Raw genomic sequence first — 17,042 nt, forward strand, 5'->3', positions numbered from 1 at the left:
ACGGGGAAATGAATCTTTGCGATGCCGCTGATAGTCACCGGCTATCATGTCGGGCTGCATGAATACGAAGCCCGACGCCAACGCCCGAACCGCCACCGATCCCCGCCTGCGCGAGATGCGTCGGGCGCTTGATGGCGTGTGCAGTCGCGACTTCGGACGCCTGCTGGGGCGGTGGCGCGGGCTGTCGAAGCGCCCCGACGACGCCAGGCTGGCGGCGCTGGGTATCGATATCGAGGCTTCCGCGGCCAAGCGCCGCGCGCGGGTCGAGGCGAAGCCGGCGATCCGGCTGGACGAATCGCTGCCGATCACTGCGCGTGCCGACGACATCGTCAAGCTGATCCGCGAGCACCAGGTCGTGGTGATCGCCGGCGAGACCGGTTCGGGCAAGACCACCCAATTGCCCAAGCTGTGCCTGGCCGCCGGTCGCGGCGAAGCCGGTCTGATCGGTTGCACCCAGCCACGCCGCTTGGCTGCACGTTCGGTGGCACGCCGGGTGGCCGAGGAGCTGGGCACCCAGTTGGGCGAGCAGGTGGGTTTCCAGGTGCGCTTCACCGATCAGGTGAGCGAGCGCACGCTGGTGAAGTTCATGACCGATGGCATCCTGCTGGCCGAGACGCAGGGTGATCCGTGGTTGTCGGCCTACGACACGATCATCATCGACGAAGCGCACGAGCGCAGCCTCAACATCGACTTCCTGCTCGGCTATCTGAAACGGCTGGCGTTGAAGCGGCCGGAGCTGAAGATCATTGTCACCTCGGCCACGATCGACACCGCGCGTTTCGCCGAGCATTTCGGCGACGCGCCGGTGGTATCGGTGGAAGGGCGGGCGTATCCGGTGGAGTTGCGCTGGCGACCGGTGGATGGGCCGGTGACGTCGGGAGGCGATGCGGTGTCCGCGCCCGCGAAGGGCGGTCGCGGGCAGGGCGCGTCATCGCGGCAGGGCATGCAGCAGGGCAGCGCCGAACACGTGGCTGCCGTGCTCGACGAGATCATTGCCGACCGCAGCCTGGGCCGTGGCCCGGGTGACGTGCTGGTGTTCCTGCCGGGCGAGCGCGAGATTCGCGACGCGCATCTGCTGCTGTCGCGCCGGCAATACCGCGAGACGGAAATCCTGCCGCTGTACGCGCGACTGTCCGCCAGCGAACAGGATCGCGTGTTCAAGCCCGGTCCGAAGCGGCGCGTGGTGCTGGCCACCAACGTCGCCGAGACCTCGCTCACCGTGCCGCGCATCCGTTACGTGGTCGACACCGGCAGCGCGCGCGTCAAGCGTTACAGCCAGCGCAGCCAGATCGAGCGGCTGCACGTGGAATCGGTGTCGCAAGCCGCGGCGGATCAGCGCAAGGGCCGCTGCGGTCGCATCGGCCCGGGCATCTGCTATCGCTTGTACGACGAGGCCGACTTCGACGCGAGGCCCGAATTTTCCGATCCCGAGCTGCTGCGTTCCTCGCTGGCCAACGTGATCCTGCGCATGCTGGCGCTGAAGCTGGGCGAGGTCGACGGCTTTCCGTTCCTCGACGCGCCCGATCCGCGCGTGGTGGCGGATGGCTACCGGCGCCTGGCAGAAATCATGGCGATCGACGAGCAGCGCGTGCTCACGCCGATCGGGCGCATGCTGGCGCGGTTGCCGATCGACGTGCAGCTTGCGCGCATGCTGGTGGAAGCGGAAAAGCTGGGAGCGCTGCGCGAACTGCTGGTAGTGGTGGCTTTCCTCAGCATCCAGGACCCGCGCGAGCGCCCGGCCGACGCACGCCAGCAGGCCGATGCCGCGCATGCCGCTTTCGCCGATCCGAAGTCCGATTTCGCGGGTGTGCTGAACCTGTGGCGCGATTATCACGCCGCGCACGAGGAGTTCACCCAGTCGAAGCTGCGCGACTGGTGCTCGCGCCACTTTCTCAGCTTCATGCGCATGCGCGAATGGCGCGAGCTGCATCGGCAACTGTTGCTGGTGGTGAAGGAGTTGGGGTGGTCGAGCTCTGCTCCCTCTTCATCGCGGGGCGGTGATGCTGTTTCTCCCTCTCCCCTGCGGGGAGAGGGCCGGGGTGAGGGGCCACGCTCGCGAAGCGCTGGCAGGAACAAGCGTGCTTCGCATGAGCGCTCCGGCAAGCACCCGCCCCTCACCTCAATCCTCTCCCCAACGGGGAGAGGAGGCGAAGGCGAAGAGCGCGTTGTTGATCAACAGGCTGCGGCGGACCACCTCTTCGAGACGATCCACCGCTCACTCTTGGCCGGCCTGCCGACCCAGGTCGGCCGCAAGGACGAGCGCGGCGTCTACCAGGGCACGCGCGAGCGCAAGTTCCAGGTGTTCCCCGGTTCGGCCTTGTCGAAAGTGCCGCCGAACTGGATCTTCTCCGCACAGATCCTCGACGTGGGCGGCAAGGTCTGGGGCATGGCGAATGCACGCGTCGAGCCGGTGTGGATCGAGCAACAGGCGGCGCACCTGCTGCGCATGTCGTGCCGCGATGCGCACTGGTCGAAAAAGCGCGGCTGCGTGGTGGCCTACGAGCAGGTCAGCCTGTTCGGTTTGACCCTGGTCGAACGCCGGCCGGTGACATTCCAGAAACAGGACCCCGCGCTGGCGCATGGCATCTTCCTGCGCGAAGCGCTGGCGCGTGGCGATATCGATTCAAAGGCCGATTTCGTGCGCGCCAACCAGCGCGTGCTGGAGGATGCCCGCGGCATCGAGGCGAAGCAGCGTCGCGAGGGTTTGATCCGCCACGAGGACGAACTGGTCGATTTCTTCCGCGGCAAGTTGCCGGAGGACATTGCCAGCAGTCGCGGGCTGGATGCGTGGTATCGCAGCGCACGCCCTGCCGAGCAAGCCGCGCTGCGCTGGTCGCTGGACGACGTGATGGTGGGCGGCGCCGGGCTCGATCCGAAGGCTTTCCCGGCGATGCTGGACATCCAGCCGGCCGGCAACAAGGTGACGGCGCAGCGCTATCGCCTCGAATACCGTTTCGTGCCTGGCGACGAGGCCGATGGCGTCACCTTGCACCTGCCGCTGGCGATGCTCAATGCGCTGCCGGCGCCGCGTTGCGAATGGCTGGTGCCGGGCCTGCTGGCCGACAAGGTGGCCGAGCTGATCCGCGGTCTGCCCAAGGCGCTGCGCCGCAACTTCGTGCCCGCGCCGGATTTCGCGCGGGCTTTCGCCGAGGCAGAGGCGCCGCGCGACGAGCCGCTGACCAGGGCGCTGGCCACGTTCCTGAAGCGTGCCACTGGCGTGGATATCGAGGCGGGCGAATTTGTCGCCGTCGAGCTGGCGCCGTATTTCCGCATGCGTTTTCGCCTGCATGACGACAATGGCCGCACGCTGGCGGCGGCTCGCGATCTGGCCGCCTTGCGTGCGCAATGGGAAGGCCAGGCGCGCGAGGCGTTCTCGCGCAAGACCGACGTGGAGCTGACGCGCGAAGATGTGGCCAGCTGGGATTTCGAGGAGATTCCGCGCGAGGTGCGCTCGTCCGGTGGCCTGCTGGCTTTCCCCGCGCTGGTCGATCTCGGCGAGACGGTGGCGCTGCGCGTGTTCGAGCGCTGCGACGAGGCGGCCGAGGCGCATGTTGCCGGCGTGCTGCGCCTGTTGCGCAATGCGCTGGCCAGCGACCTGAAGCAGGCGCGCCGACGCTTGCCGATCGGCAACCCGCTGGCGCTGAAGTACGCGCCGCTGGGTGGTGTGGATGGCCTGCGCGAAGACCTGGTCGAAGGCGGCGTTGCCGACATGGTGGCGCGGCTCGATCTCGATGTGCGCACGGCTGGCGCGTTCGAAGCCTTGCATGCGCAGGCCTCGCGCGAACTGTTCGGCGCTGCGGTGGAGCGGCTGAAACTGGCCGAGCCGATCATCGAAGCGCAAGCCGAATTGAAGCCATGGCTGGAACCTCCGCTGATCGGCTTTGCCCGCGCCAGCTATGACGACTTGCGCGAACAGCTCGACGTATTGCTCGCGCCGGGCCTGCTGCGCGAATTGCCGCCGGCGCGGCTGGCGCACCTGCCGCGCTACCTCAAGGCCATGCGCTTGCGTGCCGAGCGCCTGCGCCAGGATCCGGCGAAAGACCAGCAGCGCATGCTGCAGGTCATGCCGTACTGGCGTGAGTATCTGCAGCACCGCGCCGCCGGTGACGAAGGCCTGGATGAACTGCGCTGGCTGATCGAGGAATGGCGCGTGTCGCTGTTCGCGCAGGAACTGAAGACCGCCGAGCCGGTGTCCGCGAAGCGTCTGGCAAAAGCCAGCGCTTCAATAAAACCAGCCTAGCCGAAGCCTCTCCATCCGTTGTCCAGCTACCAGTCAGATTACGAACCCGCTGGGCACGTTTGCTCCTTCTCCCCGCTGGGGAGAAGGTTGGGATGAGGGGTGGGTGCTCGCGAAAAAGCTCATGCGAAGCGTGCTCGCTTCTTCCATCACTTCGCGAGGTTGGCCCCTCACCCCAGCCCTCTCCCCGGAGGGGAGAGGGAGTAAACCTCGCCACTCAATTCGCCGGCTGCACCCGCGCACTGGTGTTGTAGCCCTTCACCTTCAGCAGCCAGCCACCGAGCAGGCCGGGCTTGATGGTGACTGCCGGTGCATCGAGCGTCCTTCCGGTGTTGAGCGAACTGTCGTCCGCCACGCGCCAGCGCTGGCCGTTGGCCAGCACCAGTACGGCGCCGGGTTGCCAGCCGTTGAAATGGCCGGCGATGTGGCTTTCCACCGTGGCGTGCGCGGGGGCGGCATGCGTGGCTGCGGTGGCAGTGGGAGCGGCCGACGCCGGCACTGCGGCGGCGAGTTCGCTGGCGTGCGTGGACAGCCAGGTGGCGAGATAGTCCCGTTCGCCGGCGTTGAGCTTGTCCAGCCCGGCGCGCTGGTAGGCCGTCGCTCCCATTTGCTGGCGCAGCGTGTTGGTCTGCTGTGCATGCAGCGGCAGGCTTGCGGCAAGCAGCAGGGACAGGGCGAGGGCAGGGCGATACGTCATGGTGGCAACTCGTGGAGGGGGGCGTGCCGATTTTCCGCGCAAGCAGCCCTTCAGTCCAAATCCGTAGAATGGGGGCATTACTGAAGGACGAGTCCTGGGCATGGCGCAAGCTCCCTCCATCGCGAAGCCGGACCTGTTGTCGTGGCATGCCCGCGCCGGGGCCGTGCCGGCCGTGTTGGCGGAGGCGCTGGAGCTGTGCCAGGCAAGCGCGGTGAACCAGTCCGAGTGCGTGGACGTGCTGGACCTGCTGGCGATGCTCGGCTGCGATGCGCAGACCCAGGCGGCGGCGCTGTGGTTCGCGCTGGCGCAGGTCGAGCCGGCGCGCTGGGATGCTGTCGCATCGGCGTTGCCAGAGGACCTGCGCCGCCTGGTGGAGGGCCAGCGGGCGGCGGAGAAGGTCTGGGCACTGCATGCGCAACGCAGTGCCGATGGCGGTTCGGAAGGCCTGCGCCGCCTGTTGCTGGCGATCATTCGCGACTTGCGCGTGGTGTTCGTGCTGCTGGCGCGCCAGTTGGCGAAGATGCGGGCCGCCGCCGCGTTGCCCGAGGACGAACGACAGGCGCTGGCGCGACTGACACGCGATATCCACGCGCCGCTGGCCAATCGTCTCGGCATCTGGCAGTTGAAGTGGGAGCTGGAAGACCTGGCGTTCCGCTTCCTGCAGCCGGATGTCTATCGTCGCATCGCGAAGCTGCTGGATGAACGCCGCACCGACCGCGAAACCTTCATCCGCGAGTCGCTGGACGAACTGGGCAAGGCGCTGGCGGACGCCGGTATTCGCGCCGAGCTGGCCGGTCGTCCCAAGCACATCTATTCCATCTGGAAGAAGATGCAGAAAAAGGGGCTGGAGTTCAGCGAGCTCTACGACATCCGCGCAGTACGCGTGCTGGTCGACAACGTGGCCGACTGCTACGCCGCGCTGGGCGTGGTGCACACGCTGTGGCCACACCTGCCGCGCGAGTTCGACGATTACCTGGCACGTCCCAAGGGCAACGGTTACCGCTCGCTGCACACTGCGGTGATCGGCCCGCGCGGCAAGACGCTGGAAGTGCAGATTCGCACCCACGAGATGCATCGCGCCAACGAGCTGGGCGTGGCCGCGCACTGGCGCTACAAGGAAGGCGGCAACGGCGACGCCGAGTTCGAGGCCAAGATCGCCTGGATGCGCAAGCTGCTGGACGCGCGCGCCGAGGATGAGAGTGGTGCGCTGGCGGCCGATCTGAAGACCGAGCTGCTGGAAGATCGCGTCTACCTGCTCACGCCCAAGGGCGAGGTGTTCGACCTGCCGCACGGCGCCACCGTGCTGGACTTCGCCTACCACGTGCACACCGAGGTGGGTCATCGCTGCCGCGGGGCGAAGGTCAATGGCCGCATCGTGCCGCTGACCTTCCAGCCGGTCAGTGGCGATCGCGTGGAAATCCTTACCGCCAAGCTGGCCGAGCCCAGCCGCGACTGGCTCTCGCCGCATCACGGCTACCTCAACACGAATCGCGCGCGGGAAAAGGCGCGCGTATGGTTCCGGCGCAGCGCACAGGACGCCAACCTCGCCGCCGGCCGTGCCTTGTTCGAGCGCGAACTGAAGCGCCTGGCGCTGCCCGAGGCGGACATCACGCGGCTGCCGGCGCAGTTCCATCTGAAGACGCACGACGAACTGCTGGTGGCGCTGGCGCTGGGCGAGATCACCGCCGGCCAGATCGCACGCGTCCTGCTGGAGGCCACCCAGCCGGCACCGGAAATCACCCAGTCAGCGGCGCCGGTCACTTCGCGACACCATGTGCTCGACCACACCGCGCTCAGCATCGAAGGCGTCGGCAACCTGCTCACCACGCTGGCGCGTTGCTGCCAGCCGTTGCCCGGCGATGAAGTGCGCGGCTACATCACCAAGGGGCGCGGTGTGTCGGTGCATCGCGCCGATTGCGCCAGCCTGGCGCGGCTGGCCCGGCGCGAACCGGACCGGGTGATCGAGGTGAGCTGGGGCCGTGCCGCAGTGCAGGCATACGAGGTGGACATCGAATTGCGTGGCTACGAACGCAAGGGCCTGCAGAAAGACGTGGCCAGCGTCATCAGCAACGCCAGCGTGGGCATCATCGCCTCGTCCAGCCGGCTGTTCACCCGCAGCGGCGAAGTGGAGATGCGCTTCACCCTGCGCGTGCGCGACTACGAGCAACTCTCCACCTTGCTGGACCGGCTGGTGGCCTTGCCCAATATCGTGGATGCACGGCGCATCGGTGCCCGTTGAGCCACCGGCGGGGCGTCGCGGCGGAACCGATGCCCGCGGTGGCGGTCACAACGCGTGCAAGCTTCAAGGCTGGCCGGCAGTTGAACGCAGCAACCTTCGGCGCGGGCGCGCCGGCGGGGCGATGTTAAGCTCCCGTGCTTGAACCAGACGGCTTTTCAAGTGAATCCATGAGCGGACATCGCGACCCGCACGCACCCGGCCCGCAAGGCCGTACCGAACCGAAGCTGGGTGATCTCGATCATCTGGACGGCCCGCCGCCGCCCGCGCACGACGGTTTGCCGCCGTTGTCGGTGGAGCCGGAGCATCGCCGCGCCGCCGCGCCGGCGAAAAAAATGCCGCGCGAGCGTCGCCGCGGCTGGCTGGTTCCTCTGTTCGCGCTGGTGCTGCTGGCGCTGATCGTGGTGCTCTGGCTCAACCAGGGCAACCTGCGCGCACTGATTCCGCGCACCGATTTCGATGGCGTGCTGCATCGCGCCGATGTCGCCCTGCAGGAAGGGCATCTGGATGGCACCGATGGCACCAGTGCCCGTGAATTGTTCGAGGCGGCGCGTGCGCTGGAGCCGGACAATGACCGCGCACTCAACGGCCTGCACGAAGTCGGCGAGGCCGAAGTGGCGCGCGCCGATGCCGCGCTGCAGGCCGGCAAGCTCGACGAGGCCGACCAGGCCCTTACCGCCGCGCGCGAATTGCTCGGCGGCGGCAGTGACGTGGATCGGCTGACCCAGGCACTGGCCAAGGCGCGTGGCGCCAACGGGCAGGGCGATGCGCTGATCGAACAGGCGCAGCAGGCCTTCGCCGCCGGCAAGCTGGATGGTCCGGATGGCGCGGGCCCGTTGTACCAGCGCGCGCTGGCCAGCGGTTCCAACCATGCGGTGGCCAAGCATGGCCTCGACCAGGTCGGTGGCGCCTTGGCCGCGCAGGCGCGCAAGGCGCTGGCCGCGGGCAACCAGGCGGCGGCCAACGATCTGATCGGCCGGCTGGCTGCGCTGCTGCCGAACTATGGCGAGCTTCCGTCGTTGCGCGCGGCGCAAACGCAGCTGCGCCAGCAGTCCGATGCCGCGCTGGCCGCCGACCTGCAGCAAGGCCAGGATGCCTTGCGTGCCGGCAACATCACCGGTACCGGCGACGACACTGCGCTGGCGCACTTCAAGGCGGCGTTGGCGATCGATCCGGACAATGCACAGGCCAAGGCCGGCCTGGGCCAGGTGGCCGCCGCGCTGGTGGTGCAGGCCAATGCCGCCATCGACGGTGGCGACAACGCGCAGGCGAAGCAATTGCTTGACCAGGCCGCCGTATTGGCGCCGAAATCGGCCGACCTGCTGGCTGCGCGCTCGCGGCTTGGCGCGGCTCCCACGTCCGCACCGGCGTCGGCCGACGGTGCCGCCGATGCCGGCATGACACCCGCGCAACTCAGCCCGCAGCAGAATGCCAAGGTGGCCGAGCTGGTAAGGCGTGCGAAAGCCGCCGCGGCACAGGGCGAGATCATGGCGCCGCCGGGCGACTGCGCCTACGACCTGTACCGCAGCGCGCTGGCCATCAACGGCAATGACGCGGCGGCACGTGCTGGCCTGCAGGCCCTGCCGGCACTGGTCTCGAACCAGTTCGGGCAGGCCATGGCCGGCGGCAACCTGGGCCGTGCCGGCAACCTGCTTGCCACGCTGGACAATCTTTCGCCGGGCGATGCCAGCCTGTCGCCGTTGCGCCAGCGGCTCGCCGGCGCGTGGCTGGACCAAGCCCAGCGCCAGCTCGACAGCGGCGACCGCAGCGGTGCCGCGCAATCGCTGGAACAGGCGCGCAAGCTGGCGCCGAACCATCCGCGGGTGCAGGAGCTGACCGAACGCATGCAGGGCGGTACATGACCGTCCTGGTTTTCGGGGGCAGCAGCCAGATTGGCCATTTCCTGTTGCCGGCGTTGTGCGAACGCGGCGAACCGGTGCTGGCGTTGAGCCGCCATCCGCGTGACGCACAAGCCGGGCTGGCCTGGATCGAAGGGCGGCTGCCCGATGCCGTGCCGGCGGTGAAGGATGTTTCCGCCATCATCAGTTTCGGCCCGCTGCAGCCGTTCGCCGACTGGCTGGCGCAGGCCTCGCTGCCACTGGCTCCGCGCGTGATTGCCACCAGCTCGATGAGCGCGGAGACCAAGCGCGCTTCCCCGGTGCCGGCCGAACGTGCCATCTCGCAGCAACTGCGCGACGGCGAAACCGCGCTGGCCGCGGCCTGCGCGCGCCATGGCTGCGCCTGGACGGTGCTGCGGCCCACGCTGATCTACGGCGCCGGACTGGACAAGAGCCTGACCCCGATCGCGCGCCGGGCCTCGCGCACGCGGCTGTTCCCGTTGCCGGCCGGGCACGGCTTGCGCCAGCCGGTGCATGCCGCGGATATCGCGCTGGCCGTGCTGGCGGCGCTGGACGCGACATCATCGGCCGGTCGCGTGCTGTCGCTGGGCGGTGGCGAACGGTTGCCGGCGGCCGACATGTTTGCCCGCGTGCGTCGAAGCCTGCCGGTGGCGACCGTACCGCTGCCGCTGCCGGCGTGGCTGCTGCGCGGCGCCCGGCGCGTGCTGCCCCGGCTGGCCGGTCCGATGGGGCGACTGGAATCGGACCTGGTGGCGGACAACACCGAGCTGACCCGCCTGCTTGGCGTGACGCCGCGGCCGTTCCGTCCCGATGCCGACTGCTGGCAATCGCCGCCTTCGGTTCGATCCTGAGTGATCGGCGCGACGGGGACATCGGCGTCATGCAGCCACGATTGCCACGATTTCCGCCCCGCTTCGCCCGGGTCTTGCCCGCGTCGCACGGGTGGCATTCATCCGCGCGCCGGGTAGGTGGTCCTATGATCGAGTTGTTGTCTCACCGGATATCCCCACGTTGGCCTTTCTGACCCGAACCCGAGCCGCCGTCCGCGCCAGCTGGCCGTGGCTGCGCGTTCCCTTCTGGATTGCCCTCGGCCTGTTCTTCGGCTTCCTGTTGCCGTACACGCTGGTACTCAACAAGCGCGTGCAGGATCGCTTCGAGGACCTGGTGTTCGCCGTGCCCACGCGCGTCTTCGCGCGGCCACTGCCGCTGGCGGCGGGCGAGCCGATGACATCGGCGGCGCTGAAGCTGGAGCTGACTTTCGCCGGTTACAGCGATGACGGCCACGGCGAGGTGCCAGGCAGCTGGACCAGCAAGGGCTCGACCTACGTGATTTCCTCACGCGGCTACGTCGATCCCGATGGTGGCGAGTTGCCCAAGCGCATTCGCGTGACGCTGGGCAAGGGCGATATCGCTTCGGTGCGCGACGCGGCCAGCAACAAGCCGATCAAGCTGACCCATCTCGATCCGGCACGCATCGCGACGGTGTACGGCGCCAAGCAGGTGGATCGCCGCATCGTGCATCTGGCCGACGTGCCGCCGTTGCTGGTCAGCGGCCTGCAGGCGGTGGAAGACCGCAGCTTCAAGAACAACATCGGCATCGATTTCACGGCGATCCTGCGTGCGGCCTTCGCCGATCTGCGCGCGGGGCATTCGGTGCAGGGTGCCTCGACGCTGACCCAGCAACTGGTGCGCAACCTGTTCCTGAGCCGGCGCCAGACCTTCACGCGCAAGTTCAACGAAGCGCTGATGTCGATCCTGCTGGATCTTCACTACAGCAAGGGCCGCATCCTCGAGGCTTACGTCAACGAGGTGTTCCTTGGCCAGCAGGGCAACCAGGCAGTGCACGGCTTCGCGGCGGCCTCGGAGTTCTACTTCGGTCGCCGGCTGCAGGATTTGCGTCCGCAGGAAATCGCCATGCTGGTCGGCATGGTGAAGGGGCCGAGCTACTACGATCCGCGTCGCTATCCGAAGCGTGCGCTGGCGCGTCGCAACCTGGTGCTGCAGGTGTTCGCCACCACCGGGTTGCTGACCCCGGCGCAGTCCCAGGCCGCGCAGGCGACGCCGCTGGATCTGGTAAGCAACGGCCAGTTGCCGCACAACCGCTTCCCGGCCTTCATGCAGCTGGTACGCGCGCAGATCACCAACGATTTCGACGGGGACACCTTGCGCAAGGGCGGCCTGTCCATTTACACCACGCTCGATCCGGCTGCGCAGCTGTATTCGGAGCAGGCCATCGATCAGACGATGAAGAGCCTGGGCAAGCGCGCCAACGGCGTGCAGGCGGCCGGCGTGGTCACCGACTCGCAAACCGGCAGCGTGCTGGCCGTGGTCGGCAGTCGCACGCCGGGCGACCAGGGTTTCAACCGTGCGCTGGATGCGCGGCGGCCGATCGGCTCCACCATCAAGCCGTTCGTCTACCTGGTGGCGCTGACCAATCCCTCGCGCTGGAACCTGGCGACGGCGCTGGACGACAGCCCGATCAACCTGCGCCAGCCCGACGGCACGATGTGGACGCCGCACAACGACGACAACCAGAGCCACGGCATGGTGCCGATGGTCGATGCGTTGGCGCATTCGTGGAACCTGGCCAGCATCCGCCTCGGCATGACCGTGGGCTTGTCGCGCATCCAGGCGTTCCTGAAATCGTTCGGGCTGGATGATGTCAGTCCCGGCCCGTCGCTGCTGATCGGTGCCATCGACCTGGCCCCGATCCAGGTGGCGCAGATGTACGAATACCTCGCCTCCGACGGTCACGCCCTGCCGCTGCTGGCGGTGCGTGGCGTAGTCGATGGCCATGGCCAGACCATCAAGCGTTATGAAGTGCGCAGCGGCAAGGGCGAATACCAGGAAGCGGTGCGCCTGATCACCTGGGCAATGCAGCAGGTGGCGGTGTACGGAACGGCGCATTCCATCGGCGACTCGGGCCTGGCGTGGTTGCACGCTGCGGGCAAGACCGGCACCAGCAACCAGATGCGCGACAGCTGGTTTGCCGGCTTCACCGGCGACCGCCTGGCGGTGTTCTGGATGGGCCGCGACGACAACAAGCCGACCACGCTGTTCGGTGCCAGTGGCGCGCTGCGCGCCTGGCGTGACCTGTTCGCCAAATTGCCCACCGAGCCGCTGTCGCCCGCACCCGGTCAGGGCCTGCAGATGGCCTGGATCAATCCTGCCGACGGCAAGCCCACCGAGCCGCAGTGCGAAGGCGCCAAGCAGGTGCCGGTGGTCGCCGGATCGCTGCCTGCCGATACCGAAGGCTGCTTCTGGCAGCGCATCGGCAACATGTTCGGTGGCGGGTCGAATACACCGGCTCCCGCCACACCCCCCGCTTCCGGAAACCCGTGATCATGTCGAGTCGTACGCTGCGTCGATCTCTTGCATTCTTGATGGTTGCGAGCGGCACTTGCCTGCTGGCTGCGTGCGTGACACCGAGCACGCCACGTCGCGAGGCATCGGTGCCGGTGCCATCGAATGTGCAAATGGTGCAGGCGATCCGTGCGGCGGGCGCGCGCGAGCAGTCGGTGATCAATGTCGATCCGCTGCGCAGTCCCGGGGTGATGTCACTGCGCGATGCCGCGCGCAGCGATGAAGCGAGCGGCCACTATGCCGATGCCGCCAGCAAGCTCGACCAGGCGTTGAAACTCAGCGTCAATGCACCCGACCTGTTGCAGGATCGCGCCGAGGCGGCGGTCTATCTCGGCGATTACGCCACCGCCGAGCGGCTGGCGCGGCAGTCGTGGTCGCTCGGCCCCAAGCTCGGGCCGTTGTGCGCACGCAACTGGCAGACCGTGGTGGAACTGCGCCTGCACGCCGGCGACGCGGCCGGGGCTGCGACCGCGCGCCAACAGCTTGCGACCTGCCACAAGCCCGACGTGTCGCGTTTCTGAGAGCCTGTTCAACATCCTGTTCACCCCTCAATCTTTGCGAAGCAGGCGCGGATTTGTAGGAGCCCGCCCGCGGGCGATGCGTTTGTGGCATGACGTCCGCAAGCCTGAAAAGCATCGCGGCTGAAACTGCTCCTGCCGGTGGGACGTACGCTTGTTGATGAGAGGTCCTGGATGGGGCGCGTGGCTCGGGTGGCGGGCCTGGTTTCACGTAGCGACGCCACTCGGCGATACTTGCCGGATGATCGATCATGATGATTCGGCCGACGATGCGGCAGCGTTGCTCGGCCCCGATGGCCCGTTTGCGCGCGAACTGCCCAACTTCGCACCGCGCGCCGAGCAGCAGGCGATGGCGCAGGCGGTGCAGCATGCCATCACCGAGTGCGAAACGCTGATCGCCGAAGCGGGTACCGGCACCGGCAAGACTTACGCCTATCTCGTGCCCGCCTTGCTGTCGAACCAGCGGGTGATCGTTTCCACCGGTACCAAGGCCTTGCAGGATCAGCTGTATTTCCGCGACCTGCCGCGAGTGAAGGCGGTGCTCGGCACGCGCCAGAAAACTGCACTGCTGAAAGGCCGCGCCAACTATCTGTGCCTGTACAGGCTGGACCAGACCGTGCGTGAAGGTGCGAATTTCGACAAGCCGCAGGCGGCGCAATTGGCGGCGATCCGCGCGTGGTCGGCGCGCACGCGCCACGGCGACCGCATGGAGCTGGCCGAGGTGCCGGAAGAGTCGCCATTGTGGCCGCGCGTCACCTCCACGCCGGAGAATTGCCTGGGCGTGGAGTGTCCGTTCTATGACGATTGCCACGTGGTGAAGGCGCGTCGCGAGGCGCTGGAAGCGGATCTGGTGGTGGTCAATCACCATCTGTTGTTTGCCGATCTGGCGCTGAAGCAGGAAGGTTTCGGCGAGATCCTGCCTGGTGCGCAGGCCTTCATCCTCGATGAGGCACATCAGGTGCCTGAACTGGCCGGGCAGTTCTTCTCGCAAAGTGTCAGCGCGCGCCAGCTCACCGACCTGGCGCAGGATGCACTGCGCGAATGCAGTGGTGTCACCGGCGCCATCGGTCTGCTGCTGGAGCCGGTGGAGGCCTTGCAGGATGCACTGCGTCAGCTGCGCCTGGCGATGGAGCCGCTGCCCGTGCGCGGTCCGTTCCAACTGATGGATGCGCGTGCCGACGTCCACGAAGGCCTGCACGACCTGTGCGAACTGCTGGCGGCGTTGACCGATCTGCTCGCGTCGCAGGCCGAACGCTCACGCGGCTTTGCCAATGTGCACGAGCGCGCCGCCGTGCTGGGCGAGCGGCTGGAGCGCATCACCGAAAGCGCAGGCGAGCAGGACGTGCGCTGGTACGAACGTTTTCCGCGCGGCTTCGTGTTGTATGCCACGCCACTGGACCTGGCCGCGCCGCTGCGCGCGATGCGCGAGCGCACACAAGCCGCCTGGATCCACACCTCGGCCACCTTGTCGGTGGCCGGCAGTTTCGAGCACTTCGCGCGCCAGTTGGGACTGGACGATCCACAGACCCTGCGCCTGGACAGCCCGTTCGACTATGCGCGGCAAGCCCTGTGCTATCTGCCTGCCGGGCTGCCCGATCCGAACGCGCGCGACTACACCGAGCGCGTGCTCGATGCCGTGTTGCCGGTGCTCGAAGCCTCGCATGGCCGCGCCTTCCTGCTGTTCACCTCGCACCGCGCGTTGCGTCGCGCCGCCGAGCTGCTGGCCGAGCGCGTGTCGTGGCCGCTGTTCGTGCAAGGCACCGCACCGCGGCATCAACTGCTGGAAGAGTTCCGCCATTCGGGCCACGGCGTGCTGCTCGGCGCCGCCAGTTTCTGGGAAGGCGTGGACGTGGCCGGCGAGGCGCTCAGCGTGGTGGTGATCGACAAGCTGCCGTTCGCCGCGCCAGATGATCCCGTGTTGCAAGCACGCCTCGAAGCGCTGGAAAGTCAGGGCATCAACCCCTTCATGGGCTGGCAGGTACCCACCGCCGCGATCGCGTTGAAGCAGGGCGCCGGCCGCTTGATCCGCGACGTGCACGATCGCGGCGTGCTGGTGTTATGTGACCCGCGACTATCCAGCAAAGGCTACGGCAAGTTGTTCCTCGCCAGCCTGCCGCCGATGCCGCGCACGCGGGCGTTGGGGGATGTAACGGCTTTCTTTGGCGATACCCCGGCAGGTGGCCAGGCATAGCCGTTCGTTGATGGCTTGAAGGGTGGTGCGCTGGCTTTGATGCAGGCGCGTGCGCTTGTCGCTATGCGTGGCAGCTTCTGCCTGTCTCAGGCAATGGCGGCGACAGGCAAGGGTGGCAACGCGGGTGTTTGCTGGCTCCAGGCGGCTTCCTGCATGTTCCACAGGCTTCCCACGATATGCACGAACAACAGGGTGGCTATCAAAAACAACACCATGCCCGTGATTTCCACGTTGCTCGCGGCAAGTACTGCGTTGGCGCCGTGGGCCTCACGAAGCATGACCGATTTGACTTGGCCGGCGATGCCGGCGAACAAGTGGGTCAACCACCACAGCAACAGGCAGGGGCCGGTTCGCACGGTGCTCCATTGTGCGGGCGCACGGCTCGCTTGCCAGACTTCTCGCATCGCGCGGTACGGCATCACCAGGTTGGCGACGGGCACGAAGAACCAGCCTACCGTCCAGCCTGGCGAGGATTCGAGCCCTTTTGCACCGAGCGCTTCCGTGTTGCTGGCGGCACGATGCAGCCAGATAAAGAACAGTACGATGTTGAGTAGCAGCAGTGCGCCGTAACCGACGTCGAGCACCATTTGCAGCCGGTTCGCGCCATGCATGCCCATCAGCAGCAGCGAAGGGTTTTCCACGGCGCCATCGCGGATCAGGCGCAACAGATGGTTGACGTAAAGATCGATGCCGATGTTGCAGACCACGATGAGACCTGTCACGCAGGCAATCCCGCGCACCCAGTTGGTCAGCACGCCGAGCTGACGAAAGCTGTTGTTCATCCCCGAGTTCCCCTGTTTCTCCCGGGCGGCAGCATAGCAATTTGCCGAGCCCCGGGAGGGTGGAAAACCGGATCGGGGTGGCTTCAGTGTTCCCGCAACGTGCGCCCGTAGGCGTGCACTTCATCCACCAGCACCTTCATGTGCTCCGGATCGACTTCGGGCGTGATGCCGTGGCCGAGGTTGAAGATGTGACCGGGATGGTTGCCGTAGCTGTCGAGCACGGCGCGGGCTTCACGGCGGATCACGTCGGGCGAGGCGCGCAGCACGGTGGGGTCGAGGTTGCCTTGCAGCGCCACCTTGCCGGCGACGGCGCGGCGGGCGTCGGCGAGGTTGACGGTCCAGTCGACACCGAGTGCAGCACAGCCGCTGTCAGCCATCTCGGCCAAGTGCTGGCCGGCGCCCTTGGAGAACAGGATCACGGGCAGGTCGCGTGCGTGCGCGTCGGCCTGCAGTGCCGCGACTACCTGCTGCATGTAGCGCAGCGAGAATTCGCGGAAGGCGGCGGGGCCGAGCATGCCGCCCCAGGTGTCGAAGACCATCAGTGCCTGCGCGCCGGCTTCGGCTTGCGCGGCGAGGTAGCTGGCGACACTTCGCGCCAGCACGTCGAGCAGGCGGTGGGCGAGGGCGGGATCATTCCAGCTCAATGCCTTGAGCAGGGCGAAGTCGCGCGAGCCGTGACCTTCCACCATGTAGCAGGCCAGCGTCCACGGGCTGCCGGCGAAGCCGATCAGCGGCACGCGGCCGTCGAGCTCGCGGCGGATCAGCCGCACCGCATCCGTGACGTAACGCAGTTCGCCATCCATGTCGGGCACGGCGAGTCTGGCGATGTCGGCGGCAGTGCGCACGGGATGCGCGAACTGCGGACCTTCACCCTGCGCGAACGACAGGCCCAGGCCCATCGCGTCGGGAATGGTGAGAATGTCGGAGAACAGGATGGCGGCGTCGAGGTCGAAGCGCTGCAGCGGTTGCAACGTCACTTCGCAGGCGAATTCGGGGTTTTGCGCCAGGCCCATGAAGCTGCCGGCGCGTTCGCGCGTGGCGCGGTACTCGGGCAGGTAGCGACCGGCCTGGCGCATCACCCAGATCGGGGTGGTGTCGACGGGTTCGCGACGCAGCGCGCGCAGGAAACGATCGTTCTTCAGGGGTGCATGCATGTCGG

Annotated in this window: 10 protein-coding genes; 7 read left to right on the forward strand and 3 right to left on the reverse strand. The window is 67.4% G+C overall.

Annotated elements, in window-relative coordinates:
* Positions 1-58: 58 nt before the first annotated feature.
* Positions 59-4,240 (forward strand): ATP-dependent RNA helicase HrpA, encoded by a 4,182-nt coding sequence (gene hrpA, locus AB7849_RS14280; RefSeq protein ID WP_369501201.1) that lies wholly within the window; start codon positions 59-61, stop codon positions 4,238-4,240.
* Between the two features lie 214 nt (positions 4,241-4,454).
* Here hrpA and AB7849_RS14285 read toward each other — a convergent pair whose 3' ends face one another.
* A complete protein-coding gene (locus AB7849_RS14285; protein ID WP_008210488.1) occupies positions 4,455-4,934 on the reverse strand; it encodes a hypothetical protein in 480 nt (159 codons plus the stop codon).
* A gap of 100 nt (positions 4,935-5,034) precedes the next feature.
* On the opposite strand from AB7849_RS14285, the gene AB7849_RS14290 reads away from it, so the two are divergent.
* From AB7849_RS14290 to AB7849_RS14315, 6 genes are all read left to right on the forward strand, one after another.
* Positions 5,035-7,173 carry a RelA/SpoT family protein gene (locus AB7849_RS14290; RefSeq protein WP_008210490.1) on the forward strand — a complete coding sequence of 713 codons (2,139 nt, stop codon included), beginning with the start codon at positions 5,035-5,037 and terminating at the stop codon, positions 7,171-7,173.
* 167 nt (positions 7,174-7,340) lie between these two features.
* On the forward strand, positions 7,341-9,032 hold the full coding sequence (locus AB7849_RS14295) for a hypothetical protein (RefSeq protein WP_369501202.1): 1,692 nt from the start codon (positions 7,341-7,343) through the stop codon (positions 9,030-9,032).
* Positions 9,029-9,880, forward strand: coding sequence for an SDR family oxidoreductase (locus tag AB7849_RS14300; RefSeq protein ID WP_369501203.1), 852 nt, complete (start codon positions 9,029-9,031; stop codon positions 9,878-9,880). Before AB7849_RS14295 ends, AB7849_RS14300 begins: the two co-directional genes overlap by 4 nt.
* A gap of 160 nt (positions 9,881-10,040) precedes the next feature.
* Complete coding sequence (gene mrcB, locus AB7849_RS14305) at positions 10,041-12,371, forward strand: penicillin-binding protein 1B (RefSeq protein ID WP_008210823.1); 2,331 nt, start codon at positions 10,041-10,043, stop codon at positions 12,369-12,371.
* 41 nt (positions 12,372-12,412) lie between these two features.
* Positions 12,413-12,913: a hypothetical protein gene (locus AB7849_RS14310; protein WP_008210824.1), complete on the forward strand. Its 501-nt coding sequence runs from the start codon at positions 12,413-12,415 to the stop codon at positions 12,911-12,913.
* A 238-nt stretch (positions 12,914-13,151) separates the two neighbouring features.
* Entirely contained in the window at positions 13,152-15,101 is a 1,950-nt protein-coding gene (locus AB7849_RS14315; RefSeq protein WP_008210825.1) for an ATP-dependent DNA helicase, read from the forward strand.
* An 86-nt stretch (positions 15,102-15,187) separates the two neighbouring features.
* On the opposite strand, the gene AB7849_RS14320 is transcribed toward AB7849_RS14315, so the two are convergent.
* Positions 15,188-15,883 carry a DUF4328 domain-containing protein gene (locus AB7849_RS14320; RefSeq protein ID WP_008210826.1) on the reverse strand — a complete coding sequence of 232 codons (696 nt, stop codon included), beginning with the start codon at positions 15,881-15,883 and terminating at the stop codon, positions 15,188-15,190.
* Positions 15,884-15,966: 83 nt separating this feature from the next.
* On the reverse strand, positions 15,967-17,037 hold the full coding sequence (hemE, locus tag AB7849_RS14325) for a uroporphyrinogen decarboxylase (RefSeq protein WP_008210827.1): 1,071 nt from the start codon (positions 17,035-17,037) through the stop codon (positions 15,967-15,969).
* Positions 17,038-17,042 lie beyond the last annotated feature (5 nt).

This window comes from Rhodanobacter sp. FW021-MT20 (genome assembly GCF_041107475.1).
Lineage (GTDB): Bacteria > Pseudomonadota > Gammaproteobacteria > Xanthomonadales > Rhodanobacteraceae > Rhodanobacter_A > Rhodanobacter_A glycinis.